Raw genomic sequence first — 23,242 nt, forward strand, 5'->3', positions numbered from 1 at the left:
AATTACGATTCGGTCTGTTCTGGCTTGACCAATAGAGCTGTGCACGCCCTTATCAGGCTGTAATCCACGTAGCTTTTGCCAGGAAGAGTAATCAGCTCCTTCGGAAAAGCTTCTCGAGCCAGATAGCTGTCACGATTTGCGACCAACTTGGCCAGCCGATCATCCGCATCGGGCAGTGAACGGAACTCTTCCGCGCAGCCGGGTGCCAGAGCTGCGACTACAGCCTCGTCGCTCTTCCGGGCGGCCAGCTTTTCAGCGGTCGACGGGCTCATAAAGCCGAACAGATATGTGAGCAAAAGCGCGCCGAGGACCATACCACCTGCTCCCGCCCATAGGCTGGGCTTCACCACACGCCAATTGATACCGAGGTCTTGCATCGAGATGTCCTCCTTCGCTTGGAATGTCTCTTGTCTTGCTCCAGGCCGTACGACGGACAATCCTGGCTGTGATGTTATGGCTGCGACAAATGGCAACGCGGCGCTTGTCGCCAGGTTTCAAAAGCGGGAACGCGGTCGGTAATTTTCAACGTTCGCTGCTGTACCAAGCCATTGGGGCAAGGGAACGCCGTCCTGCCTCGATCAGTTTTCTCGCTTCGTTGGAGTGCAACTCGGGGTTGACGACAGGCGCTGCCGACTTGAAGATTGTGGAATCATCGGTGATGGCGAGACTGTTGCTCTCGTTGATCGAGCAGGCTCGATTGATCGGCTTTTAGACATCATGAGATCGAAGCAGACCTCGATCGCGTTGCAAGTGATGGCTTCATGACGGCGGACGCGATCGCCGCCGAGGTGCGCCGCCTGGACGCGGAGCTGGACTTCGTCAATGGTTTCAGAGCAGCGTCTCCCGTCAAGTTCTTGCGGATGCGAGTATACCGCTGTTGACAGCGAATTGAGTTGGCGATGGCCAAAGAGAAAGTCGAGGAAATCGCCGAAAGGTAAGCACTAAGATCATGAATTGCTCCTTTGGTCTCTTACCGTACCGACTTCCGATCAGCTCCGTGAACTGCAGTCGTTGCGCGAAGTTTTTTGTCGAGCCGACGCTCGCGTTGACGTATGCAGGAGAGAGCCGATGTCAGCCATTGATATGATAGCAATCACCATTATCGTCACGGTCGCAATTTTGACGGCTCCCTCCTATGCCAGGTCTCCGATGAAGAATTGGTACGCAGCGGCGGCCGGCACGGATGGCGCGCCAAGCAGTGCCTTGGAGGGACCGACTTCATTCGTCCCGCCAGGCACGTTGCGTTTCAGAGCCTATGTCCCCGGTACGACAGACCTTCGAATCTCTGATGTTGTGGGATTGGAGGTGTATAACCTGCGCAACGAAAAGATCGGCCTGATCGTGGACGTTATGCTAGGGAGCAGTCAGATCGTGAAGGGCTTCGTCATCAACGTCGGCGGATTCCTTGGCATGGGAAATCACAACATCGCGGTGACCTCGAGGTCCATCCTGCTTTTGAGGCGGGGTGGCAAGCTCGACCGGGCATTGGTTGACGTGACGAGGGAGACTCTCAGGAAATCGGAGCCGTTCGAATTTCCCGCGGCGGAGGGCTCTCGGCGCGCGGTTTCAGACACTCCGCCCGGCACCCGGCAAGCCTTGGACTTCTGATTGTTTATCGAGCGCAGCGCGGCAGCGCGCTTCAACCATCCATCGTAGTGCCTCCGGCTACTGCATCCGGCTATCTTCAGGCGGAGAGTCTGCAATGAAAGGCAGCGTGCGCCATGCCGTGCCGGACCGCGGGTGAACTATTGGGCCATATGTGCGGCATCGTACCGCCTATCTTTGCAACTGTGCCGTCATCTGTGGATTGACAAGGGCACCGTAGAGAGGAGGGAGACTTGAATGAGCTTTGAACGCAATTTGCGTATCGCGGCCGTTGTCATCTGCGCTTCGGCGCCATTTGCCGGATCGGCCGCGGCGGCACCGATGATTCCAGCGGGTACAGTCCATGCGGACGCCGGAAATGTCGTGAATGTCGGATGGCGAGGTAACCGCTGGCACCATGGTCATCACGGTTGGCGGCACGGCTATCGCCGGCACTATGGTTGGGGTCCCGCCGTTGGCGGACTGGCCGCGGGCGCCATCATTGGGGGCGCAATCGCCAATAGCCGCGCGCAGGCGCTCGAGAATGACGCCTACTGCTCGCAGCGTTTCAAATCCTACGATCCGCGCTCCGGAACGTACCTCGGCTACGACGGTCTACGGCATCCTTGCCCGTAATACGCGCCCTCAAGAGCGCGTCAGCGGCGCCGCCGGTTCCTCCGGCTCAACAGAAGGCGGCGCCGCACCACACAGTCCCAAGACCTGGAGAAGATCATCATGAACAAATGCGCCATTTTCGTTGCTGCGACTCCCTCGCAGCCGTTTCGGCGGCAGCGGTTGCCGGAGTAAACGACGTGTCGCAGAAGGCAGTCGAGCAAACCAGTTCAAGGCAGCAAGTGTTGACAAGTCTCGAACAGGCGGGATTTGCCGATGTGAAAGTGACAGCCGGCTCCACCGTGGTTCAGGCTCGTGACAGGTCAGGACATCCTGTGACGATGTTCATCGGCCCGCAGTCGGCCGGCGAGATGGTCACAACGGGTGCAAGCGAGCGGACGTCCTCCACGGGATCCCCTAGCGGCGTGGCGTGGGTTCACCGCCGTGCCAAAGGAGGACGAGCTCAGTTCGAAACTCATTGGCGTTTACGTCCGCGATAGCGCGAACCAGAGCATCGGAACGATCAAGGATATCGCCTTCAACGAGAATGGAATCGACGGCTACATTCTTTAGGTTGGCGGGTTCCTGGGCATCGGCGATCATTACGTCGCGGGTTCGACCGTCGTCGATCGATCTGACATTTGACCGTTCCAACAACCGATGGCACGATGGATGCAAACGCCGATCAGTGAAGGCGGCGCCAAAGTTCAAGTATCCCAGCAGCTAAACCTCTCCCGTGCGACGGACTGGAGCGACTCTGGCCGCTTCAGTCCCAATACCATGATGCAAAGCAAGTCGTATGGCCGGAAATGACAACGAACAGGTCCGCGGCACCGCTGGATCCGTAGTTTTGGATTGTGACCCATTGCGTCACATTCTGAGGAGCGTGGTCCAGAAAGAGTGCCCAAAGTGCCGCACCTCGAAACAGATCGAGACGAACATCGCGATAGTTCGTAAAGAGAATACGGTGGCGCTCATGACGGCCTGAGTAGAGCTGCTCGTTCGACATGGATCAAATCGCATGCCTGTTGCGGGAATGTGCGCGAGGCTTGCGTTGGTCACGTTTCGCGTATCGGCATGTCCGCGGCTAATCAGCTAACGGTGGGGGCCGGCGGTCCCACAAAGCTGGTACCATAGCGTACGCAGGAGGCGTCGTCCCGGATGACAAAGCCAGAATCACATCGTTGAATAAGGCTTCTCGGCGCGACAAAAAATTGGCCGGCAGAATAATTTCAGGACCAATGACGGCTCCAGCGGCGAGGCGCTGGAGCCGTATTCTCTTAATGGTGAAGCGCAACTGCGCAACAATGCATGATGTCTATTAGTGAGATGATTTGCCAGGAAGGGTCATACGAGAACCAGTCGAAACCGTACGACAGGCTGTTGCACATGATAGCCGACGTGGGTGATCTCGTCTGCGAGACTCATAGCATCGGCGGATGTCCCAAAAAAAGATCTTCACGTCCGCGATAAGTCAAGATCATCCTGCTCAAACGAAGAGTTGAATAGACCTACTAGGCGTCTCTCTTGGTGCCGATGAAATCCCAGGGCGGGGGCTCCAGCGGTAGCCGGACTGTGCTAGAGTGAACTATGGCTTCGTCCGACAGGATTAATCGAGTCAGAGCTGCATTCGATCGTCAACAATGGACCGGCGCGCGAGCTGAACTGGCAGCGTCGGATCGAATATCGCCGCTCGAAGCCGAAGATCTGGAGCGTTTGGCGACCGCTTCCTATCTGGTGGGTCGTGACGCTGAGGCAATGGCCGCTTGGACCCGACTGTATCATCTCTGCGTCGAGCGGCATGCTCTCGACCAAGCCGCTCGCGGTGCGTTCTGGCTCAGCTTGTTTCATCTCTCGCTGGCGAGCCGGCGCACGGGACCGGCTGGTTGTCGCGCGCCAAGCGGCTTCTCAATGATCACGGCCGTGACTGTGTGGAACGGGGCTACGTACTAAGGGCGCGTACTCATCTGTGGACGCCCCGCGAGATGCAAGCGGTTTTTGAAGAAGATTGGCGCGTAGTCGGATGCTGCCATCTGTCCGGCCTCTGATGCAGCGATGGAGCTGCGGGCCCGTATGGGAGTTCGCGGACCGGAACCAAATCATAAATACGTGCTCCAGGCACGATGAGTACATCTGGTTCTTCCGGCCCCGTCTCGCCGACTGTTGCGCCATACCCTCCTTCGACCGACTACATCTCTGACGACCTCAGGCCCACTAGGCTTACGCCTTGGCGGCGACCGGAGCTCTGTAGTTTTCCTGCTTTACAAGTAGTGCCCAGACAATCCGCGCCATCTTGTTGGCGAGCGCGACGGTTACCAGCATGCGTGGTTTGCGAGCCAGCATCTGTTCGAGCCACGAACCCTTTGGTGCGCCCCGTTTGCTTGCCTGCTGCACGACGGCGCTGCTGCCGATGATGAGGAGGCGCCTGAGTGTGCGCTCACCCATTTTGGATGTCGCACCGAGCTTCTGCTTGCCGCCTGTCGATCTTTGAAGAGGCGTAAGACCCAGCCAGGCGGCAAAGTCCCGGCCCTTGGCAAAGGTCTCGGCCGGCGGTGCTAGAGCGGTGATCGCGGTAGCGGAGATTGGGCCAATGCCGGGAATGGTCATCAGCCTTCGCGATACTTCGTCCTCGCGGGCACGTCGGGCGATCTCCTTGTCGAGATCCGCGATCTTGCCATTGAGGCCGGCGAGCAGGTCTAACATCACTCGGAACATGGTGTGGGCCGCTTCTGGAAGCGAGCTGACCATCTCTTCTTCCTCGATCAGGTCGGCAAGCATCGCCACATGCGATGGTCCCTTGGGTGCGACCCAACCATATTCAGTGAGGTGTCCCCGAATCGCGTTGATGAGCTGGGTTCGCTGCCGCACTAACAGATCACGGGTCCGAAACACCAGACCCGCCGCTTGTTGCTGCTCGCTCTTCACGGCCACGAACCGCATGCTCGGCCGCTGCGCTGCCTCGCAGATCGCCTCGGCATCGATCGCGTCGTTCTTTTGCCGCTTCACGAACGGTTTTACATAGGCGGGCGGGATCAGCCGAACTTCATGGCCGAGTTGGGTGAGCTGACGGGCCCAGTGATGTGCTCCGCCACATGCCTCCAGCGCTACCGTGCAACTCGGCTGGGCTGCGAAGAAATCCAGCAGCTTTCCTCGGCTGATCCGCTTGCTGAATATCGCTCGACCCCGCTCATCCGCTCCGTGCGCGTGAAAAACATGCTTGGCGATATCCAGACCGATTATGATAACCTCTGACACGGACGCCTCCCTTAAGTGGTGCTCAACATCTCCACTTTGGCACATCGATGCCGTCGGCGGGGCGTCCACCCCATCATAAATCGAGATTGGTGGGCAACGGCTGGTCAACGTCCGTTTTGGAGGTGCTTTACGGACTCCAGTCAGACATCGGCTTTGATATAATCGATCATGCGACAGCGCCATTAACCGCTTCAGATGTGTACTTAATCAGGTGTCCCAGAACTTGCTCAAGACAATTCACGCAGCGCGCGACGCGTACCGACGCAACGCATGGGCCGATGCGACGGAGCTGTTTCGGTGTGCAGACGCCGAGGCTGAGCTTGAGATCGACGACCTTGAAGCGCTCGTCTGGGCGGCGGCTGTGTCGGCTCACGATCGAGAGATGCTATCGGCGCTCGACCGAGTCTACGCGTATCACGCCGAAAGGGGGGATCACGACAAGTCGGCGCGGGCCGCATTCTGGAGGGGCCTCCGGTCGATGATGATCGGAGATGTCGGTCTCGGATCCGGATGGCTTCAGCGCGCCGGCAAGCATGCCGAGCAAACCGCGCCCGACTCTGTGGAGCGCGGCTACCTATTGCTGCCGCAGGTTTTCATGCACCGCGGCAAGGGCGCATATGAAGCCGCGGTCGAGATCGCCGACAAGGCGATTGCCATAGGCCAGACCCAGGATGAGCCGGACCTGATAGCCCTGGCCGGCAGCCTGAAGGGCGGAATACTCTTCCGGCTCGGGCGGATCGACGAGGGCTACGTTCCGATCGATGAGACAATGCTGCTGGCCAACAGCAACCGACTTTCGCCAGTTGTTACCGGTGTCGTCTACTGCGAGATCGTGGCCTCCTGCTGTCGCGTGCTGGAGATGGCGCGCGCGCGCGAATGGACCGCGATCCTGGACGACTGGTGCCGGCGCAATCCCCAAGCGAAAGCCTTCAACGGTGTCTGCCAGGTGCACCGGGCCGAGGTCCTGCAGCTCGAGGGAAACTGGAGCGAGGCGTTCGCGGAAGCCGAACGCGCGGGCCACGGTCTCAGGGGGACGACCGAGCAAACCGCCAGGGCCAATGCTGCTTACCGACGCGGCGAAATCCTGCGGCTCCGCGGCGACTACAGCGCCGCCGACGCCGAATATCGCCTTGCCGGCGAGGGTGGCTTCGACCCGCAGCCAGGGTTGCCCCTCCTCCGGCTGGCGCAAGGCCGGCACCAGGAGGCGGTTGCCATGATCCACCGGGCGCTGCAAACAGCGGACGACCTGCCGCAGAAGAGCGCGCTGCTGCCGGCGGCCATAGAAATCTCCATCGCCCGCGATGAGCTGGACACTGCCGAGCGCCTGTGCGGCGAGATGCGGGAGATCGCGGAAAGATTCGGCACGGAAGTCCTGACCCGCGTCGCCGACCAGGGCTATGGGGCACTGGCGCTAGCGCGTGGCGCCTTTGCCGATGCGGTTCCCGCGCTGATCCGCGCGCGGCAGTATTGGTCGGAATTCGGCGCGCCCTACCTGGTGGCGCGGCTGCGCGTCGACATCGCGCGCGGCTGCACGGAGCTTGGCGACCTCGAGAGTGCCGCGATGGAGCTCGATGCGGCCGAGATGCTGTTCCACGAACTCGGCGCCGAACCCGACCTGGCGCGGACCCGGACACTCCGGGCGAACAGGAAACCCTCCGGCTCGCACATCCTCACCGCACGCGAGCGGGAAGTGCTGGCGCTAATGGCTGCGGGAGGATCTAACCGCACGATTGCCGGGAAACTTGGCCTCAGCCCGAAAACGGTGAACCGTCATGTCGAGAACATCTTTGGCAAGTTGGGCGTGTCCTCGCGGGCCGCTGCCGTCGCCAAGGCGCTCAAGACCAACACGATCTGACGCCCACGGAATGGGTCAAACGCCCCATCAAAGAAAATTTGCGGCGTGGGTCGTCCTCACGATGCGGGTGGGTGGGCGCGTGACTAGGCTTGTCTCCAGAAACGCAAGATTGGAGCAAGCTCATGACTACGACGCCCACGTCTTCGATCGGTCCCGGCCGGACCCGCCGCCATCCGGCAGACCTGATGGAAACCGGCAATCTGCTGAGAACCCAGCCCGGCGCGTTTACCGAGGCTGCGACGACCCGCGACCTGGCCCGGACCGCCGCGCAACGCCACGACGTCGTGGTGATCGGTGCCGGCCAGGCCGGCCTGTCGGTCGGCTATCACCTCAAGCGGAAGGGCATCGACCACGTCATTCTGGATGCCGCCTCCCGTGTCGGTGATGTCTGGCGACAGCGGTGGGATTCGCTCCGGCTCTTCACCCCCGCGAAGTTCGACGGGCTCGACGGCTACCGCTTCCCCGCCGACAAAGACACGTTTCCGACCAAGGACCAGATGGCAGCGTACCTGGAAAGCTACGCTGCCGACATGGACCTGCCGGTTCGCCTAAACGCTCGCGTCGGCCGGCTCTCAAAGGTGGATAGCCGCTTTCGCGTGGAAACCACCCGCGGCGCATACGAAGCCGGCCAAGTGGTGGTCGCGGCTGCAAGCTATCAGAAGCCGCGTGTGCCCGAGTTCGCGCGCGAACTCGGGACTGACGTCGTCCAAATGCACTCGCACGACTACCGCAACCCCGCCCAGCTTCCGGACGGCGCAGTGCTCCTCGTGGGCGCCGGCAATTCCGGCGCCGAGATCGCCATGGACCTGGCACAAACGCGCAAGGTCTATTTGTCCGGTCGCGACGTCGGGCATGTCCCCTTCAATATCGAGGGGTTCGCAGGGCGCAAGTTGCTGCAGCGCCTCGTCATCCGGGGACTGTTCCATCGTGTCCTGACGATGCGGACGCCGATCGGGCGGAAGTTCCGGTCCAAGATGCACGGACACGGCATGCCGCTGGTCCGGACCCGTCCCGGCCAGCTCGAGCGCGCCGGCGTCCGCCGGATCGGGAAGATCACCGGCGTCCGGGACGGCAGGCCGGTATCCGAGGACGGCACCGAAGTGGCGTGCGCCGCCGTGATCTGGTGCACCGGCTTCCATTCCGGTTTCGACTGGATCGATCTGCCGGTGCTCGACGAACACGGCACGCCCCGCCACCGTTTCGGGAAGGCGAGCGACATGGAAGGGCTCTACTTCACCGGACTTCCCTTCCAGTACGCGGTGTCATCGATGCTAGTCTCGGGCGTCGGGCGCGATGCGCGCCGCGTCGCGGATTGGATTGCGGCCAGTCACTAACCTGGGCCACAGAACCTGAACGCTAGATCCACCCGCCGTATCGTGAGGTGAAGTCCATGGAAGCGATTGATCAGGCTTTGTTCAACTTCAGCCCAAAGATCGGGATGGCTGTCGCAGTCATGGTCGGCTTTCTGGTCTTTGCCGTGGCGCTGGACCTGACCTGGGATCAGTTCCGGAGGGTTCTGAGGAAGCCCAAGGCGCCCGGCATCGGACTCCTGGCGCAATACCTCATCCTGCCCGGGGTCGCTTTCGGCGTCGGCCTACTGATAGCCGGCACGCCGAGCATCGCGCTCGGTTTGTTGCTCGTCGCGTGTTGTCCGGCCGGAGCGCTGTCGAACTACCTTACCGGAGTCGCTCGAGGAAGCGTGGCCACCTCGGTCAGCATGACGGCGACCTCAACATTGTTTAGCGTCCTGGTCACGCCCCTATTGTTCGCATTCTGGGCGTCAATGAACCCCGAGACCAAGGCCGTCCTCGAACAGATCGAAATCGATCCCAAGCGGGCGGCCATGGTGCTCCTTATCATGCTGATCGTCCCAGTCGCCGCTGGCCTGATTATTCGCGCCTGGCGTCCGGAGACCGCCGACAAGATCCGGCTGTCGGCGCGCCGCATCGCTGGCGTCGTATTCGCCGTCGTCGTGGCGATTCTGCTCCTCGGCAACGTCAAGGTCCTCGGCAGCTTCGCCCAGATTGCACTTCTCCCGGTGCTCATCACCTTCGCCATCGCCGTGGTGCTGGGCTGGGGGCTAGCCCGGGTTTCGGGTCCGATGGCTGCCGACCGTCGCGCTGTGACTCTCGAGGTCGCGTTCCAGAACGTCGCGCTCGCCGTCGGACTGGCCGTGGCCTTCTTCCCAGAGTTGGCTGGTGTCGCCATCACGTCCATTCTGTGGGGCGTCGTCCACCTCACCATCGGGTTTGCAATCGCGGCGATGTGGATGCGCATCCCCATCGCAGACGATCCGGCGGTGGCGAGCCGATCGCTCCTCAGCTCCTACCGCAGCGCCTCCGCACCGCGTACGTAACGGGTCATTCGCGTCGATTCTACGATGTCGGCCGTATGTCTGGCTAGCAACATATGGGCCGGTCGCGAGGCGGACTGACGAGTAAGATTCACGCCGTTGTCGACACCAATGGTCTAGCGTTGCGCCTCGGCCTCACGCCCGGTGAGGCGCACGACAATCGGCTATGTCCGATTCTCCTGAGCAATTTGCGTCCACGAACGATGCTGCTGGCCAAATGGGACTGCAGTTCATGGCCAACAAGCCGGCAGCCGTTACCGAATTGCATCGTGTTCTGACGCCCGGCGGACGAGCGCTTGTTACTTTACCGGGACCTGAGCCTGATCTCTTTTCCATCATGGGAGACGCGCTCAGTCGGCGAATCGGTCCGGAATTGGCTGCTTTCGTGCGCACCGTCTTCTCGCTTCACGACGAGGTTGAGATGCGCAAGCTGCTTGAGGAGGCAGGCTTCGGCAGAGTAGAAGTGGAAGCCGCCACGGCCCGGCTCCATGTACCTGAGCCGCGGGACTTTCTATGGCAGTACATCAATTCGACGCCGATGATCGGCGGGGTAATGAAGGTCGATGAAGCAACGCGAACCGCTTTCGAACGGGAAGTCACAGCCAAATGGCAACCGTTCCGTGCCAACGGCGGCATGAATTTTGAGGTGCGGATGACAACCGCCGTTGGCTGGGCCTAGCGTCGCAGTGGTCGATTTCGCGAATAAGCCGGTGGCGCTTTCGACACCTCGCCGCGTCGACCAGTTTTATATGTGCCCGCATCAGCTTAATTCGTTACATCTGCTCGGCGCGCGGCATAGTCAGCGCTCGATCAGTCGCAGAAGCGAGCCTGGCGGGAGGCGCCCATGAAGCTGGAAAACTCCCATGCTGTCATCGCGCACAGCCACTAATAGGCCTACGTGCTATTGTGATCGTGCCCGTGTGGAAGCAAAGCCTCCCTGCCTTCGTCTTCCGTCTTTTGCCAGCGTTCGGCGTTCTCCGCTATCCGATCATACTCCTCAGCGATCCTGAGAAGGTCCACCCTCGAATCGCGATCATAGCGGCTGCCCATCTTGGCGCGGGTCTGTGCGGCGCGCTTGCGCCAGAACTCAGGATCACGAACAGGGTTCATTGTTACGCTCCTCCACACAGTTTGCAGGTGACAGAATTATTGCGCGAGCGCCTAAATTAGACATTGGCTCAGATCACGAGCGTTTCTCGAGCTCGAGAAAACTGCTCGCGCGCGGTCGTGCTTCGCAGAGGGCGCTGCAGATCGGCCTCAAATATCGACAGCGACTGCTTAAAGGTCCTAAGCAACTGTACTGCACAAAGATTGGCTACGCCTTCGGCCGTGCGGCGACAGTGTCCAAAGTACCGGGCCCTGCGGTAGCTGCGAATGCAAAGAACTGATGCATGCGAATGCTGGTCATTGTACTCGTTTGCCGAACATGTCTCTTGAGCCACTTCTCGCAAAGCTACCGATCATTTCTCGGGGCGCTCGTCAGAGACTCTGAGTGCGCCCCGAGCTTCGATCGCCCGTTCTTCAGCGCTCACAAGGAAAGCAACGGCGACCGGCTCGCCGCCGAGGAAGACGATCGGGTCTTTCTCGGTTTCGCCTTGCCTGAAGTCGTAGCGCTGGTCTGCGCCTGTATCGTGGTGAACCACAGCGAACAGCTTGGTGCCGCTTTCCACCCGTTGCTTCAGCCTGATCTCGACAAGAAAGCTCTGCCCGGACTTGAGCGAAACGTGCCCGATTGAGGAGGAGCCCACAAGCTGGCCATCGGGACTGCTCGGGTGAATCGCTACAAACCCATCTGATTTAAGAAAGGCCATATCGATGGTCACCTTGCCGCCGACGAGCTCTTGATCCGCCACCTCAATGTCAGGATAACGCGATTGTAGAACAATCATGATGACTAAGCCGGCCGCGAACAACAAAATGCCTCCCACCGGTAGGTAGATCGCCCAGTTCTCGCGAAGCCAGTTTTTCACAGGCGTTCCTCCATCCTTTTCTTGCGCTGAGGATGCTCTGGTGAGCGCAACGCCGTTCCGCGTCAAACCGCGACGATCATTTCGATCCCGGTTACATGCAAACGTAATGTTCTATTCCAGGATCTGCTTGGTCGACGCTGCCGGTACGTGGACTCCGCCCGAGGAATGTCCCCGTGTACTCGGCTATAGCAGTGAGATTAACTCGACTTCGAGCGGGTGGTTGCGCCTGGCGAGGGGCTGGCCGCGAACACCAGAGAAAAATCCGGTCCGATACCGTACGGTCTAACGCGCGAAGGATGCAGCCCGTTGTGGACTAGTTCCTCCAGCCGGCGTCGCTCGATTGAATCTCGATTGAATGAAGAGCCGACCAGGGCAGAAACACCAATGGTGCTGAGGTGCATTGGACGTTTCATGACAACGGTGTCGGCTGCGGAGGTCGGCCGATCGGGAGGCGAGTGTCACGATCCGATCCGGTGCGCTGGCGTACTGAATCGTCCGCATTTCTCATGAACGATTTATTCGATACCGGCTTAGCCTGCTTGAGGGGCTTGATTGGAGAAAATCAATGCTGAAGGGAACAAGATTAATTGCCGGCACCGCGATCGCGTTCGCGCTGGCGATGACATGGCTGCTGGGTACATCGGATGCGGCTGGGCCTTTGGCTGCCGTGAAGACGACGAATGCCAGTAAGCTGTCCGAAGATCTATACGACGGCTTGAGAGGCACGAGCTTGCTGGAGAGCAGCGTGTTCTCGAAGAGAGGCGAGTATCTGGGCCGGGTACGCAACGCGATCATTTCCCGGGATGGGCAGATCGAGCATCTCGTCGTGGAAGGCGGCGGGCCGCTCATGGTCCCCGAGTTCGTCTTTCGCGTCCCTTGGAATCGCCTAGGGCTTCCTGTGCATACCGGTGCTCTGATTGCAGATCTGTCGGATACCGGAGCGCGGGAGTACGGCCTCTTCCTGGATCCGAAAGCAAGCAAGAACGAAAGCGATGGCTTCCAGATGAACAGGCTCATCGGTGACTATGCGCGCCTGCAGACCGGACAAGGATTCGGATATGTGACCGATCTGGTCTTCTCCCCGACCGGAAAAATGATGGCTGTTCTGGTGGCGCGAGACAAGCAAGCCGGCGGCGGCACGATCGCGTTTCCCTATCCGGACAAAATGGAAAACTGGAATCCGTCGATGAGTTACTACGGCCTGCCATACATCACCGCAGAACAAGCGAACCAAGCGGGCATGGCGGTGAAGATGCGGGCTTTCTCCGACACAAAATCCTAGCACGGCGGCTTTGTCTGATGCCGCTTCGGTCGCACACGCATCAAGAGCCGGAGGTTCCTTATGTCGAACTGCACGAGTAGTGGTGGAGGACAAAAGCCTGCCAAGCCGGGCCAAGACAGCCCGATTCAGCAGCCACCTCCCAACCCGAACCCAAATCCGGATGAAAAAGCGCCGATGGCCGAGGTCGCTCGGCTGTATTGACCGCGGCCATGTCTATTGTGCCCGCGACCAACAGGCGGAGAAATCGCCTTCGGAAAATGGGAGCGGTAGCGTACCGTTCCGGGTTGCGAACCCCGTCGCTTCTTCTTATCCAATGGGGATGAATAGATCGGATCAATTCCGCAAGAATGCGGAAAATTGTGAGCTGTTGTCAGAAACGACAGATGATCTCCCGGCTCGAAGACGCTACCGGAGAATGGCCGAGGCATGGAATGCGCTGGCGCTGGAGCAGGCGTGGCTAGATGGAGAAGTGACGGATTGCCAAATCGCCGACGATGGTTGCGTGGAACAGGCGGACCCGCTGTCGAGTATCAAGCAAGTTGAGTAAAGCGAAAGGCGGCCCTTGGATAGAATAGGGAAAGGGCTTTCAGCACTCTCCAGGGCGCGGAGTTCAGCTCATGTGCTCAAGGGGCTCGCGTCTAGGCCTCGAGCGAGGTACGCGCAGAGTTCGGACAAATTGGACAAATTGAAAGCAATTGAAAAAAGCAATTGAAACACGTGCCCGGAATGCTGCCGGAAATCCCGGTGCTTGGCCTTGCAGGTCGAAGGCGAGGGGATCAGAGGGGCTGCTACAGGAAGATTCCGGATGAAGGGTGCCATAAGCATTCTCACGGGAGTTTTGCTGTTTCTTCCGGCGGCTGCGATGGCACAGCCGGAAAGACTGTTCAAGCTTAGCGACAGCCAGAACATCTCATGCAGTCGCAACCTTTCGCGCGGGAAGCTCAGGACCGCGACTTGCACAACCTTCACGTACCTCTTCAACACCAGGACATCCGAATACTTCCGTTGTCAGATGTCACTCGCCGCAACGCGGGACAAGAGGGAAGTGCTCATTGTATTGACCGACGGCGGTTGCGCGAAGCAGCAACGCGTCTTTTCCGCCGAATCCAGTTACGACTTCGACGCTACGGAGACCGAGCCGACAAACATGAACTCTTTCTTTGGCCACGGCGGGCATTCAGTCTGGGTGGCCGATACCACGCGACGAAAGATGCGAGGCTGCATCACCATCTCCTCGGAAATCGGATCCAATGTCTCGAAATGTCTTGACATGAAGTTTGAGTGACCACCAGACGCGGCTTCGTACTCCAGTTGCTTCAAACTCCGGACCTCAGGCCGCCCGACGGTACGAAAGCAGTCCGCCAAAGATAGTGGGTTTCGAGGTGTGGCGGTCCCCGCTAACAGTTGCCCCGGCTTCAGCACAACTCGTGCCGACTTTTGCGGGCCTGTTGCTGAACGAGCCTGCTGTGAGGCTGGCGCCAGCCGAACGACGGCCTCGGCGCAAAGCAAAGCGCAGCGCCGAGCTTGCGGGTCAACTCGTCTGCGTGAGCGCCGGCCTGCGAGGACAAACCCCACACTGCCGTTTCTGACGACGATCGGCTTTCAGCCAGGAGCGCGGTTCACATCCGCGCTCGCCGCAGTTTTCATTCATTTGCTTACTCGCGCGAATGACGCTGGAACAGCGGTTTCGGTTTGGGCGCAGGCATCGCTCTCCAAAATCAAGAGAATCTGGCGTACCCGATACGATTCGAACGTGTGATCTTTGCCTTCGGAGGGCAGGGTTTTATGCCGCTGCTCGCGGAATACGTCTTTCGATCCGATGGATAATTCAGCGTATGCACGCCGGAGGACACGTGGCGCTAGGGAAGGGGAGCCATGCCCGACTGGTGCCAAACTTGGGCGCCCGCTTTGAAAGGCACTTACAGGCAGGAAATGCCTAACCTCTTTACCCATCTCGGCATCCCATTGAAATCGCAGCAAATGCGACCGCCCTCCGAGCGCGCTGTAGGCGTAAGCTGTTGATACGAATAGTATTCTCGCAGACAACTTATCCCACTTTGTTACGTTACGACTATCTTCGGCACAATCTCTCACTGTTGATGGCGCGTCTTACTCTTGCGCTTGCTCCTGTGGTCGCCGCATCTCTATTGAACTAACGCTCCGCGCAGGAAAACCACCGCTGACTCACGAGAGGGCAGTGGCGTAGTCCAGCGTAGAAATTGGCAGGCTAGTATCCGCCAAGTGCTGCGCCAAGCGGCCATCAAACGAGGAAAAGGTTTCGACGCTACCGTATCCTTCAGCGCGTCCATTGCCTCGTACTGATGTCGCTCAATGATTAGGATTGTCACTTACTCGATGTGCGTCCAGCATTTGCTGCTTTAGTTGTCGCGGTTCCATTGAACCAAGCCTGCGCAAAGCTAAAGCGCGATCCCTTTGCGAGAGGGCGTTAGCGTAGCTCAGTGTGGAAATCGGCGGCCTTGGTTCTATTTCCTTGATCGTTAGCCAGGCGCATGCTGATTGCGGCGATTTCTCATTCTGGTGGCAGAGCCGACGCAGGAGAGGGCAGTCTTTGACTGCCGCTTTTGACCCTGGCTGTGTGAAAAGCCACGAGTCAGGTACGATTCCTCCGTTTCCTGATGGGGGATACGGATGGGACGCTTCGTTGAAGGCGCGGACAGATCCCAGCTGACGCTCTTGCCGGAATGCCTGGAGGATTGGGTAAGCGAGGACAACGCGGTCCATGTGATCGATGTGTTCGTCGAGGCGCTCGACCTGCATGGACTGGGGTTTGAGCGTGTGATCGCCAAGGAGACGGGCCGGCCCTCCTATCATCCGGCAGTCCTTCTGAAGCTTTACATCTACGGTTATCTCAATCGGGTGCAATCCAGTCGGCGCCTGGAACGTGAGGCGTGCCGGAATGTCGAGGTGATGTGGCTGATCGGCCGCCTGGCTCCCGATCACAAGACGATCGCCGATTTCCGGAAGGACAATGGCGCGGCGATCCGGAAGGTTTGCGCGAAGTTCGTTGCGCTATGCCGGCAAATGGGCCTGTTGCAGACCCCGAGCGTCGCGATTGACGGCAGCAAGTTCAAGGCGGTGAACAACCGCGATCGCAACTTCACGCATACCAAGATGGCGAGGCGGATGGCGCAGATCGAGGAAAGCGTCGGTCGATATCTGCGTCAACTCGATAGCGCCGATCGGCAGGAGCCTTCGGAAGCGATCATCATCAAGACAACGAGGATCAAGGAAAAGATCGCTCGGCTGAAGCAGGAGATGGGCCGCCTGGAAGTGCTTGATGCGCAGATGCGTAACACGCCGGATCAACAGATATCGCTCACCGATCCGGATGCCCGTTCGATGGCCACCAGCGGACGCGGATCGGGCGTCGTCGGCTACAATGTCCAGGTCGCTGTGGACACCGAACACCATCTGATTGTTACGCACGAGGTCATAAACGTCGGCAACGACCGTGGGCAGCTTGCTCGGATGTCGAAACAAGCCAAAGAAGTGCTCGAAGTGGACAAACTCGAGGCCGTCGCCGACCGTGGCTACTTCGACGGAGAAGAGATATTAGCCTGCGAAGAGGCTGGCGTTGCAGTCACCTTGCCCAAGCCCATGACGTCGAACGCCAAGGCTGAGGGCCGGTTCGGCAAACAGGACTTCGCCTACCTGCCTGATGCGGACGTCTACCGCTGCCCATCCGGCCAGCTGCTGTCCTATCACTACACCAACATCGAGCATGGAATGACGCTGCGCCGGTACTGGTCGACAGCGGCGTGCCAGAGCTGCGCGATCAAGAGCCATTGTACGCCGTCCAAGGAGCGCCGCATCACGCGCTGGGAGCATGAGCATGTGGTCGAGGAGGTCCAGAGACGGCTCGATTCCAATCCCGACGCCATGCGGACGCGGCGCGAGACGGTCGAGCATCCCTTCGGCACGATCAAAGCCCGTATGGGTGCGAGCCACTTCCTGATGAAGCGCCTACGGAATGTCGCCGCTGAGATGGCGCTGCATGTTCTCGCCTATAACCTCACACGGGTGATGAACATCGTCGGCAAACCGAGCCTGATTGCAGCCATCCGCGCCACCTGAAGGTCGGAAAGTGCGTCGAAAAGCGTAATACCGCGTCGCGATACCCACTTTGGCCGTCATTGGACGATCCGACGCGAGAACATCGGCCGCCTGCCGACCACGGCCGCGTGCCGACTTATCGGTTTGCACACAACCAAGACCCATTCCGTCTCTGCTGCAGCGACGATGCGCGCTCAGCGGCCAACGCTCTTTCAAGACAAAAAGCGCCTCGACGAAGTTCACGACGGCTACGCGTTCCTGAGCTTCTACAAGGTCATCGAATCGCAGTTCCGAGTTGGAGAAAATAGGGCAGATGGATTGCTGCAAATATCGACAAGCTTAGGGACAGGGCAGCGGCGCGAGTCGCGTACCGCAGGCATCAATGTAGCCGGCCATTTATTTGAGAGCGGACGCTGTGCGGTAGCTCATGCCTCACTTGAAGGTGAGATAATTGATCCCGACATTCCGGGACAGAAAACGCTTGTCGGCAGACCTTGTCATCATCGAAGAGCTTTTGCCTCAACGCCGAAGCGGCACGACGATTTTGTCGCTGAAACGCGGAGCATCTTTCATGAGCGCAGCGCTGACCTTCGTTGTGAGTTCGTCGTCAAGGAACGGCTTTTTGATGAGTCCTTCTTGCGCAACGTCTCCGAGGGCAGCTTTGTCGGCATATCCAGTCACAAACAAAATCGGGAGGCCGGGGACCCTTTGTTGAATTTGGCGAGCGACTTCCACTCCGCTCATGCCGGGCATCGCAAAATCCAGCAACACGAGGTCAACTTTGGTGTGTTGATCGAGCAGATCGAGAGCGGCGCCTCCGCTACCCACCTTCAGCACGACATGGCCAGTTTCCTCCAGTATCGCGGCAGTAACTTCGCGTACCGCGTTGTCGTCATCCACGAGCAAGATGACTGCGCTTCTCCGTTCAATGTGGGTGGGGTCAGTAACCAGGGCCGAGCCCTCCAAAACAGACTTTTCGGCGGCGTAAGGCAAATAGACCTTAACCGACGTTCCTTCTCCGACGCGAGTTTTGATCCGTATGCCGCCGCCGGACTGCTTTGCAAATCCAAGAACCTGGCTCAATCCCAGTCCTGACCCCTTACCAATTTCCTTGGTCGTAAAAAACGGCTCAAAGACCTTTGCGAGGACCTCCGTAGTCATGCCCGAGCCGGTGTCATCGACTCCGATCACGACGTAGTCCCCCGCGGCTGGTTCTTCTGGTCTTTCAGGAGGCCCCACTTTTGCGTTGGACGTTTCTATGGTTATCGTTCCCTCATTAGCCATCGCATCGCGTGCATTGATTACGAGATTGAGAACAATAAGTTCTATTTGAGTTGGGTCGGCGAGTGCGGGCCAGATCCCCGGCCTGAATTGCGTCTTGATAGTGATGCCGCCACCCAGCGCGCTTGGTAGCAGGTCCTTTATATTCTCCAGCGATTTGTTGACGTCGAAAGGCTTCGGCTGCAGCCGTTGGCGCCGGGAGAACGCGAGCAGTTGGGAAGTCAATTTTGCGCCGCGCTCGGTGGCGAGTCGCATGTGAAAGAGCCGCTGCCGCAGCTTGGAGTCATTGCTAATGGAATTTGCTTTCTCGAGAAATCCAATATTGCCGAGCACGACTGTGAGCAGATTGTTGAAGTCGTGAGCGATGCCTGAAGTGAGTTGACCGATCGCTTCCAGCCTCTGCAGCTGTTGCAAGGTTGATTCAACCCACTGCCGCTCCTCTATTTGTGCGACAAGCTGCCGGTTGGCGGCAGCCAATTCCGCGGTTCGTTCCTCGACACGCGCTTCAAGGTTTTCATTTAGACGGCGCAGCGCGTCTCCCGCCGACCGTGCTTGGGCTTCGCTCGCATGCAGGGCTTCGAGGCGCGCCCGTGCCTCATACTGCCGCAGCCGCCCGCGTAGTGCGGTCCGCACAATGCTGACGAAAGTGGTGGGATGAAATGGCCTTTCCAAAAAGACTAAGTTGCCGAGAGCTGCCATCTCCCTTGATGCAGCGGGATTGTGTTCTAGTCCCGCACCGCGTTGGGTCAGGCGAATAAAAGGAAAATCCGACCAGGGAGGCTGCGAATTGATCCAGGCAGAAAGTCCCCTGATATCTGCATTACGAATTACGCTATCGGTCAGCACTGCTAAGCCCGCGCCTTCGTTGATCTCTTGCGTCAGCTTTTGCAAATCGGAGCATATTTCTGCAATAAGACCACCCTCACGCAAAATGCCAGCGGCAACACTCGCATCACGTCCCTGCGGCGCCAGAATGAGCGCGCGCTCGGAGTTCGTGTCTAAAAAGCTGCTCACGAATCCTTCGCCTTCATGGGAATACTTTCGCCAACGTATTCCGGTACTCCGCGCAGGACCCCCTGGAAATTCTCTAACACCGGTCCTACGGTGAGGCCATTGCTGGTGATAGAGAATTCACGAATGGTATTTTCGTGCGAGCCCGTGCGTTTCTTGAGCATGGAAATGGCCCGTCGCACTTTTCCGAACGCCTCGAAGTAACGAAGGAGAATGACGGTGTCGGCGAGATACGTGAATCCACCGGCGATTTCATATCCCCAACCATTCCGTGCTGGGCGACCGTGAGAAATGTCGCAGCACCCACACGGTTCAGATACTGCAACAGCTCGTGCATGTGCAGGGTCAGATACTTTTCCTGCGGCATTGAATTTCGATAACCGTTGAGGCTGTCGATGGCGACTGTCTGAATATTATCTTTTTCGACGATTGTCCGAACCCTATGAGCTAATTCACCGGGTGAAATCTCCGCTGCGTCTACTTGAGCGACCAATAGATCTCCATTGTCCCGCATGCCTTCCAGGTCAATGCCCATTGCTTTGAAACGAGAAAAAAGCAGTCCCAGTTCTTCGTCGAACGCGAATAAAGCGGCGTGCTCGCCGCGTCTGACCGCAGAAGCGATGAACTGAAAGACCAGTAACGATTTTCCGATACCTGCGGGGCCGATAATCAGCGTGCTGGAACCGCTGTCGATGCCGCCGCCCATCAGCTCGTCGAGTTCGGCGATATCGGTGCCCAGGACTGTTGATTTTCTGCGTGCCCGATATTCAGATGCGACCAGACGCGGGAAAACCTGCACGCCACCAGTTTGTATTGTGAAATCGTGATAGCCGCCGCAAAATGGTTGACCACGATATTTCAGAACGCGCAGTCGTCGTCGTTCTGCGCCGTTATCTGTCCGCCGCGAGACGCCGAATCCCGGATGCGGTCAATGTCTATGCGCTGGCTCGGATCAAAAATCTCGCCGCCCAAAACCGCAAGAGCGGCTGACAGCAGCCGCTCTTCTTAAAAATCGAACCTGTACGCCCGGGCTAGGCGGTGCGCCGGATCTCTTCCATACTTTGTGTGATCTGCTTTCCGGCGTCGTCGGCCATTTTGAGCGACATGTCAGCCATCCGACGGCTGCTCTCCAGTGCGGTTTCCACGGTCTCACGCACCATGTCACTTTGTACGGCTGCAAAGTCCTGAGGAGTTCGGCAGGTCCACAACTCCTTCAAGTGGTCCATGTTCTTCTCGACTTGATGCCGAACCATCTGGAAGTACTCTTGAGACATTCCACCCATCACTCTGGCAGCAGCGGTACCTGTGTAAAGCAGCGTTTGCGCGTTGCGTGCCGACCGTTCCGTTGCCTCCGTCGCCTGTCGTACCCCTTCTCCTGACACGCCGAGCGTGCGACCAAGTTGCTCGGTAGACCGTCCGATGACCGAGGTCGCCGCTTCCAAGCCGAAGCGCCATGTGTTCTGCAACGTCTCGGCGTTTTGCTTGAGCAGGTTCGCACTTGCTTGAGCCAATTGCTCTCCGGCTTCAGCCGCAGCTTGCCCGACGCGCGCCGCCTGATCGGCTGCAGCTTGTCCGATACGGGTGGTCTGCTCAGCAGCTCTTTCGCCGGCGCGGCGGGCTGCGTCTTCTATGCCTTGCGTAGACTTGTCCTCCTGGCGTGGATTTGCCATCTTTGTTCTCCGCTGATTGCAGGTTGATGACTTGCCCCAGCTCCTTGGCGAGAACGCGATGTCGGTGAGACCGTTCCTAAGCCCGCCAGCCTTTTCCGCCGATGCCGTTAGACGGCTCCATTTCCCAGTTATGCTGGTGACTGGCTCTTCGCTTGGTGCAAATCGGCTGGTTACTCACGCGCGAGGCTCAGCAAATACTCTCTGCGAAATTGTCTTCGTCATCCTGTAGGCATTCTTCTTGTTCTAGTGAGGCCGAACGGAAGTACCCCCATCGGCGGTTTCATCGAGTGCGAAGGCGCGCAGCTTCATTACATCGAGCGTTGTGATCCGGAAGTGCCGAGCGCGGTCCTGTTCCATAGTAACGGCTCGGCGATCCAGGATCTCATCATCAGCGGGACTTGCGGACCGTGCTCGCGCCAACCGGGATCTATGCTTTGATCGGCCTGGCTTCGGATGGCCAACGGCCGGCCATCTGGACTGCGAACTCCAAAGCGGCGCTGTTCGTGAAAGTTTTTCATCAACTCGGGTTGCGCGCTCCTGTTGTGCTGGGCCACTCATGGTGTGCTCTGGTCGCGGTGGCCATCGGATTGCAAAACTATCCATTCCGTGGTGCGGGCTTGCCGCCGCCAGTGCCTTCGCCGATACCACACCTCACAGAAGTCCAAGTTCTTCAATCGCACGAGCCGAAATTTGCTCGGGGTCTCTAAGTCCGATCTGACCGATCTCGAAGATCTATTTGGCAATGAATTCGGTAAAGGGATCGTTGCGGTCTTTTACGGACAGAGCGCTCAGTGTTCGCTCGTAAGCATCCGTAAGCCGCCTTATCTCCTCGGGCCCCAACGGGACGTTCTGCAACAATCGGTAGATGGCCACTGTGTGCCTCCACGCCGTATGGTGCGTCCAGAATGATAGTATTTAGGGGGCGTTTGTATCCGTGAAATTTCAGCAATGTCTGTGCCAATTTTCGAAGAAACGACCCCGGCACTCTGCGAGGAGGTAGCGGGATCGCCACTTTCTCCCGGTTGTCCACAATCCGCCGGAGCGATGGATTCGACCTCTCAGTACTGCGGGTACCCCAAGAACGGCCCGACGCGGGGCTGGCGGGCTCACCGAGTTCCGGCGTTCTGTTCACTATTGAACAGACGTTGCCACCTTTTCCTGCTTCTGTCGGCGCGCCAGATGGGTACCCACTACTCCGTCTGGCAATTTGAAAAGGGAATACTTTGGATGGCCTCGGCGCAGACCTCGCGCTGGGGCCATTTTTATTACGAATCCTCGCGAGGAGCGGGACAGTACCGGCTACGTTGTAATGCCCGCTTGGCCTTTGTCTTGTGGGCAGTCCCGGCTAGGAACGAGCGGCTTCATGTGGACTTGAATCGGGTGGCCAGTCTCTCCAAGCTGGTCTGGCACGGTCCCGCCGATATGCCCCAAGCCCCCAGAAGGTGGGGCCGTGCTCCAACTTGGAGAAATGTAATGCTCGAACCGAGCAAACAAGAGATCGAGGCGCGAGGGTACCAACTCTGGGAAAAAGCCGACTGCCCAAAGATCGGGAAGATGAATTTTGGCACTTAGCCCAACAAGAGTTGCGCAATGAGGACAAATCCTCGCCAACGCGCACCCCTGACGCGCTGTAACGTAATCGAGCGACCTGCATCGATCCGAGCACCTGCCAGACGATCGCGAAATTCAGAATCGCAAGCATGGCATGAGCGGTGCGGCGGCCAATGGATCACTCGAGAACCTCGTACTCAAAGGCAACGCCTTGCCGTATTGAGCCGCGGATTCGATTACATCCGTTCGGAAATCGCGTTCATGCGTATACAGGTCAGTAGGCAGCGGAAGGAACTGTTGCTGCTCCAGCGGGCAGAGATCGGCACGACCTCCGCAGAGGCCCTGTTGCAGCGGATGCTCACCAAAATCGACACTTGTGCGCCGCGCGCGACCGCCTGAAGGCCGAATTTGCCCAAGCCACAGCGCAGAGTACCGGGTGGACGGAAGTGATGACCCCAAGATACTTCCAAGACGACCCGAACCCGCCGCGGTTCACACGGAACAAGGACGCTTCCTAAAATCTGCTATCGGTAGGAACGGATCGGGCTGTCATCAGGTTTTCGATACGTCCCGGTAAGAGGACATGATCTCGACAATCTCTCCAGGCCCGTCGCATCCTGCCTATGCGGCGGGTCTTGTTTGTTGGACCAAGTACGAGCCTGCGCGGGTCAGGTTCGAGCGGCTGTCGTCTCGGCAATCGGATCAGCGAGCGGACTGCCTGTCCTTTGAAGCCATCGCTGGTCT

The 23,242-nt window shown here is 58.8% G+C and carries 18 protein-coding genes and 3 pseudogenes; 13 read left to right on the forward strand and 8 right to left on the reverse strand.

All coding sequences use genetic code 11. From position 1 onward, the window contains the following. Nucleotides 1–2 precede the first annotated feature (2 nt). Nucleotides 3–377 carry a hypothetical protein gene (locus tag LMTR13_RS09290; RefSeq protein ID WP_065727612.1) on the reverse strand — a complete coding sequence of 125 codons (375 nt, stop codon included), beginning with the start codon at nucleotides 375–377 and terminating at the stop codon, nucleotides 3–5. Between the two features lie 691 nt (nucleotides 378–1,068). Here LMTR13_RS09290 and LMTR13_RS09300 point away from each other — a divergent pair. From LMTR13_RS09300 to LMTR13_RS41575, 3 genes are all read left to right on the forward strand, one after another. Further along, a complete protein-coding gene (locus LMTR13_RS09300) occupies nucleotides 1,069–1,608 on the forward strand; it encodes a PRC-barrel domain-containing protein (protein WP_083218939.1) in 540 nt (179 codons plus the stop codon). A 234-nt stretch (nucleotides 1,609–1,842) separates the two neighbouring features. Continuing rightward, the gene (locus LMTR13_RS09305; RefSeq protein WP_065727615.1) at nucleotides 1,843–2,220 is read left to right on the forward strand and encodes a BA14K family protein; all 378 of its coding nucleotides are present in this window, start codon (nucleotides 1,843–1,845) and stop codon (nucleotides 2,218–2,220) included. A 420-nt stretch (nucleotides 2,221–2,640) separates the two neighbouring features. Next, nucleotides 2,641–2,769: a PRC-barrel domain-containing protein gene (locus LMTR13_RS41575; protein WP_197521052.1), complete on the forward strand. Its 129-nt coding sequence runs from the start codon at nucleotides 2,641–2,643 to the stop codon at nucleotides 2,767–2,769. Between the two features lie 193 nt (nucleotides 2,770–2,962). Here LMTR13_RS41575 and opgC read toward each other — a convergent pair whose 3' ends face one another. Together opgC and LMTR13_RS09315 are read right to left on the reverse strand one after the other, a co-directional pair. Beyond that, on the reverse strand, nucleotides 2,963–3,205 hold the full coding sequence (gene opgC / locus LMTR13_RS38965) for an OpgC domain-containing protein (protein ID WP_083218940.1): 243 nt from the start codon (nucleotides 3,203–3,205) through the stop codon (nucleotides 2,963–2,965). Nucleotides 3,206–4,416: 1,211 nt separating this feature from the next. Continuing rightward, a complete protein-coding gene (locus LMTR13_RS09315; protein ID WP_065732464.1) occupies nucleotides 4,417–5,451 on the reverse strand; it encodes an IS110 family RNA-guided transposase in 1,035 nt (344 codons plus the stop codon). A 382-nt stretch (nucleotides 5,452–5,833) separates the two neighbouring features. Between LMTR13_RS09315 and LMTR13_RS09320 the strand changes: the two genes are divergently transcribed. From LMTR13_RS09320 to LMTR13_RS09335, 5 genes and pseudogenes are all read left to right on the forward strand, one after another. After that, on the forward strand, nucleotides 5,834–7,306 hold the full coding sequence (locus LMTR13_RS09320; protein WP_156795520.1) for a helix-turn-helix transcriptional regulator: 1,473 nt from the start codon (nucleotides 5,834–5,836) through the stop codon (nucleotides 7,304–7,306). A 122-nt stretch (nucleotides 7,307–7,428) separates the two neighbouring features. Continuing rightward, the gene (locus LMTR13_RS09325; RefSeq protein WP_197521053.1) at nucleotides 7,429–8,640 is read left to right on the forward strand and encodes a flavin-containing monooxygenase; all 1,212 of its coding nucleotides are present in this window, start codon (nucleotides 7,429–7,431) and stop codon (nucleotides 8,638–8,640) included. Nucleotides 8,641–8,696: 56 nt separating this feature from the next. Next, nucleotides 8,697–9,662, forward strand: a complete 966-nt coding sequence (locus LMTR13_RS09330) for a bile acid:sodium symporter family protein (protein WP_065727617.1) — start codon at nucleotides 8,697–8,699, stop codon at nucleotides 9,660–9,662. 47 nt (nucleotides 9,663–9,709) lie between these two features. After that, nucleotides 9,710–9,817, forward strand: a pseudogene (locus tag LMTR13_RS41580) (IS5/IS1182 family transposase); the annotation flags it as partial. Nucleotides 9,818–9,891: 74 nt separating this feature from the next. Further along, complete coding sequence (locus LMTR13_RS09335; protein WP_156795521.1) at nucleotides 9,892–10,338, forward strand: methyltransferase domain-containing protein; 447 nt, start codon at nucleotides 9,892–9,894, stop codon at nucleotides 10,336–10,338. Between the two features lie 215 nt (nucleotides 10,339–10,553). On the opposite strand, the gene LMTR13_RS09340 is transcribed toward LMTR13_RS09335, so the two are convergent. Both LMTR13_RS09340 and LMTR13_RS09345 read right to left on the reverse strand, forming a co-directional pair. After that, nucleotides 10,554–10,769 (reverse strand): hypothetical protein, encoded by a 216-nt coding sequence (locus LMTR13_RS09340; RefSeq protein ID WP_065727619.1) that lies wholly within the window; start codon nucleotides 10,767–10,769, stop codon nucleotides 10,554–10,556. A 350-nt stretch (nucleotides 10,770–11,119) separates the two neighbouring features. Further along, nucleotides 11,120–11,629 carry a DUF7282 domain-containing protein gene (locus LMTR13_RS09345; RefSeq protein ID WP_065727620.1) on the reverse strand — a complete coding sequence of 170 codons (510 nt, stop codon included), beginning with the start codon at nucleotides 11,627–11,629 and terminating at the stop codon, nucleotides 11,120–11,122. A gap of 565 nt (nucleotides 11,630–12,194) precedes the next feature. Here LMTR13_RS09345 and LMTR13_RS09350 point away from each other — a divergent pair. From LMTR13_RS09350 to LMTR13_RS43625, 5 genes and pseudogenes are all read left to right on the forward strand, one after another. Next, a complete protein-coding gene (locus LMTR13_RS09350; RefSeq protein ID WP_065727621.1) occupies nucleotides 12,195–12,911 on the forward strand; it encodes a PRC-barrel domain-containing protein in 717 nt (238 codons plus the stop codon). Between the two features lie 160 nt (nucleotides 12,912–13,071). Then, nucleotides 13,072–13,458, forward strand: coding sequence for a hypothetical protein (locus tag LMTR13_RS43300; protein WP_156795522.1), 387 nt, complete (start codon nucleotides 13,072–13,074; stop codon nucleotides 13,456–13,458). A gap of 315 nt (nucleotides 13,459–13,773) precedes the next feature. Continuing rightward, the gene (locus LMTR13_RS09355) at nucleotides 13,774–14,196 is read left to right on the forward strand and encodes a hypothetical protein (protein WP_236843450.1); all 423 of its coding nucleotides are present in this window, start codon (nucleotides 13,774–13,776) and stop codon (nucleotides 14,194–14,196) included. A gap of 1,364 nt (nucleotides 14,197–15,560) precedes the next feature. Further along, nucleotides 15,561–17,006: an IS1182 family transposase gene (locus LMTR13_RS09360; protein ID WP_083218942.1), complete on the forward strand. Its 1,446-nt coding sequence runs from the start codon at nucleotides 15,561–15,563 to the stop codon at nucleotides 17,004–17,006. Nucleotides 17,007–17,171: 165 nt separating this feature from the next. Then, a pseudogene (locus LMTR13_RS43625) lies at nucleotides 17,172–17,393 on the forward strand (hypothetical protein); the annotation flags it as partial. A 111-nt stretch (nucleotides 17,394–17,504) separates the two neighbouring features. Here LMTR13_RS43625 and LMTR13_RS09365 read toward each other — a convergent pair. The 3 genes and pseudogenes from LMTR13_RS09365 to phaP form a co-directional block, all read right to left on the reverse strand. Next, on the reverse strand, nucleotides 17,505–19,280 hold the full coding sequence (locus LMTR13_RS09365) for a response regulator (protein ID WP_065727623.1): 1,776 nt from the start codon (nucleotides 19,278–19,280) through the stop codon (nucleotides 17,505–17,507). Further along, nucleotides 19,277–20,166: pseudogene (locus tag LMTR13_RS09370) on the reverse strand (ATPase domain-containing protein); the annotation flags it as partial. The gene LMTR13_RS09365 and the pseudogene LMTR13_RS09370, both read right to left, overlap by 4 nt. 142 nt (nucleotides 20,167–20,308) lie before the next feature. Further along, a complete protein-coding gene (phaP, locus tag LMTR13_RS09375) occupies nucleotides 20,309–20,947 on the reverse strand; it encodes a phasin family protein (RefSeq protein WP_065727625.1) in 639 nt (212 codons plus the stop codon). Nucleotides 20,948–23,242: the final 2,295 nt, after the last annotated feature.

Origin of the sequence: Bradyrhizobium icense, from assembly GCF_001693385.1 — a bacterium.
Lineage (GTDB): Bacteria > Pseudomonadota > Alphaproteobacteria > Rhizobiales > Xanthobacteraceae > Bradyrhizobium > Bradyrhizobium icense.

Coding starts and splice junctions, on each gene's coding strand:
- LMTR13_RS09290 (WP_065727612.1), bottom strand. CDS start 377: ATGCAAGACCTCGGTATCAATTGGCGTGTGGTGAAGCCCAGCCTATGG.
- LMTR13_RS09300 (WP_083218939.1), top strand. CDS start 1,069: ATGTCAGCCATTGATATGATAGCAATCACCATTATCGTCACGGTCGCA.
- LMTR13_RS09305 (WP_065727615.1), top strand. CDS start 1,843: ATGAGCTTTGAACGCAATTTGCGTATCGCGGCCGTTGTCATCTGCGCT.
- opgC (WP_083218940.1), bottom strand. CDS start 3,205: ATGTCGAACGAGCAGCTCTACTCAGGCCGTCATGAGCGCCACCGTATT.
- LMTR13_RS09320 (WP_156795520.1), top strand. CDS start 5,834: ATGCTATCGGCGCTCGACCGAGTCTACGCGTATCACGCCGAAAGGGGG.
- LMTR13_RS09325 (WP_197521053.1), top strand. CDS start 7,429: ATGACTACGACGCCCACGTCTTCGATCGGTCCCGGCCGGACCCGCCGC.
- LMTR13_RS09330 (WP_065727617.1), top strand. CDS start 8,697: ATGGAAGCGATTGATCAGGCTTTGTTCAACTTCAGCCCAAAGATCGGG.
- LMTR13_RS09335 (WP_156795521.1), top strand. CDS start 9,892: ATGGCCAACAAGCCGGCAGCCGTTACCGAATTGCATCGTGTTCTGACG.
- LMTR13_RS09340 (WP_065727619.1), bottom strand. CDS start 10,769: ATGAACCCTGTTCGTGATCCTGAGTTCTGGCGCAAGCGCGCCGCACAG.
- LMTR13_RS09350 (WP_065727621.1), top strand. CDS start 12,195: ATGCTGAAGGGAACAAGATTAATTGCCGGCACCGCGATCGCGTTCGCG.
- LMTR13_RS43300 (WP_156795522.1), top strand. CDS start 13,072: ATGAAAAAGCGCCGATGGCCGAGGTCGCTCGGCTGTATTGACCGCGGC.
- LMTR13_RS09355 (WP_236843450.1), top strand. CDS start 13,774: ATGGCACAGCCGGAAAGACTGTTCAAGCTTAGCGACAGCCAGAACATC.
- LMTR13_RS09360 (WP_083218942.1), top strand. CDS start 15,561: ATGGGACGCTTCGTTGAAGGCGCGGACAGATCCCAGCTGACGCTCTTG.
- phaP (WP_065727625.1), bottom strand. CDS start 20,947: ATGGCAAATCCACGCCAGGAGGACAAGTCTACGCAAGGCATAGAAGAC.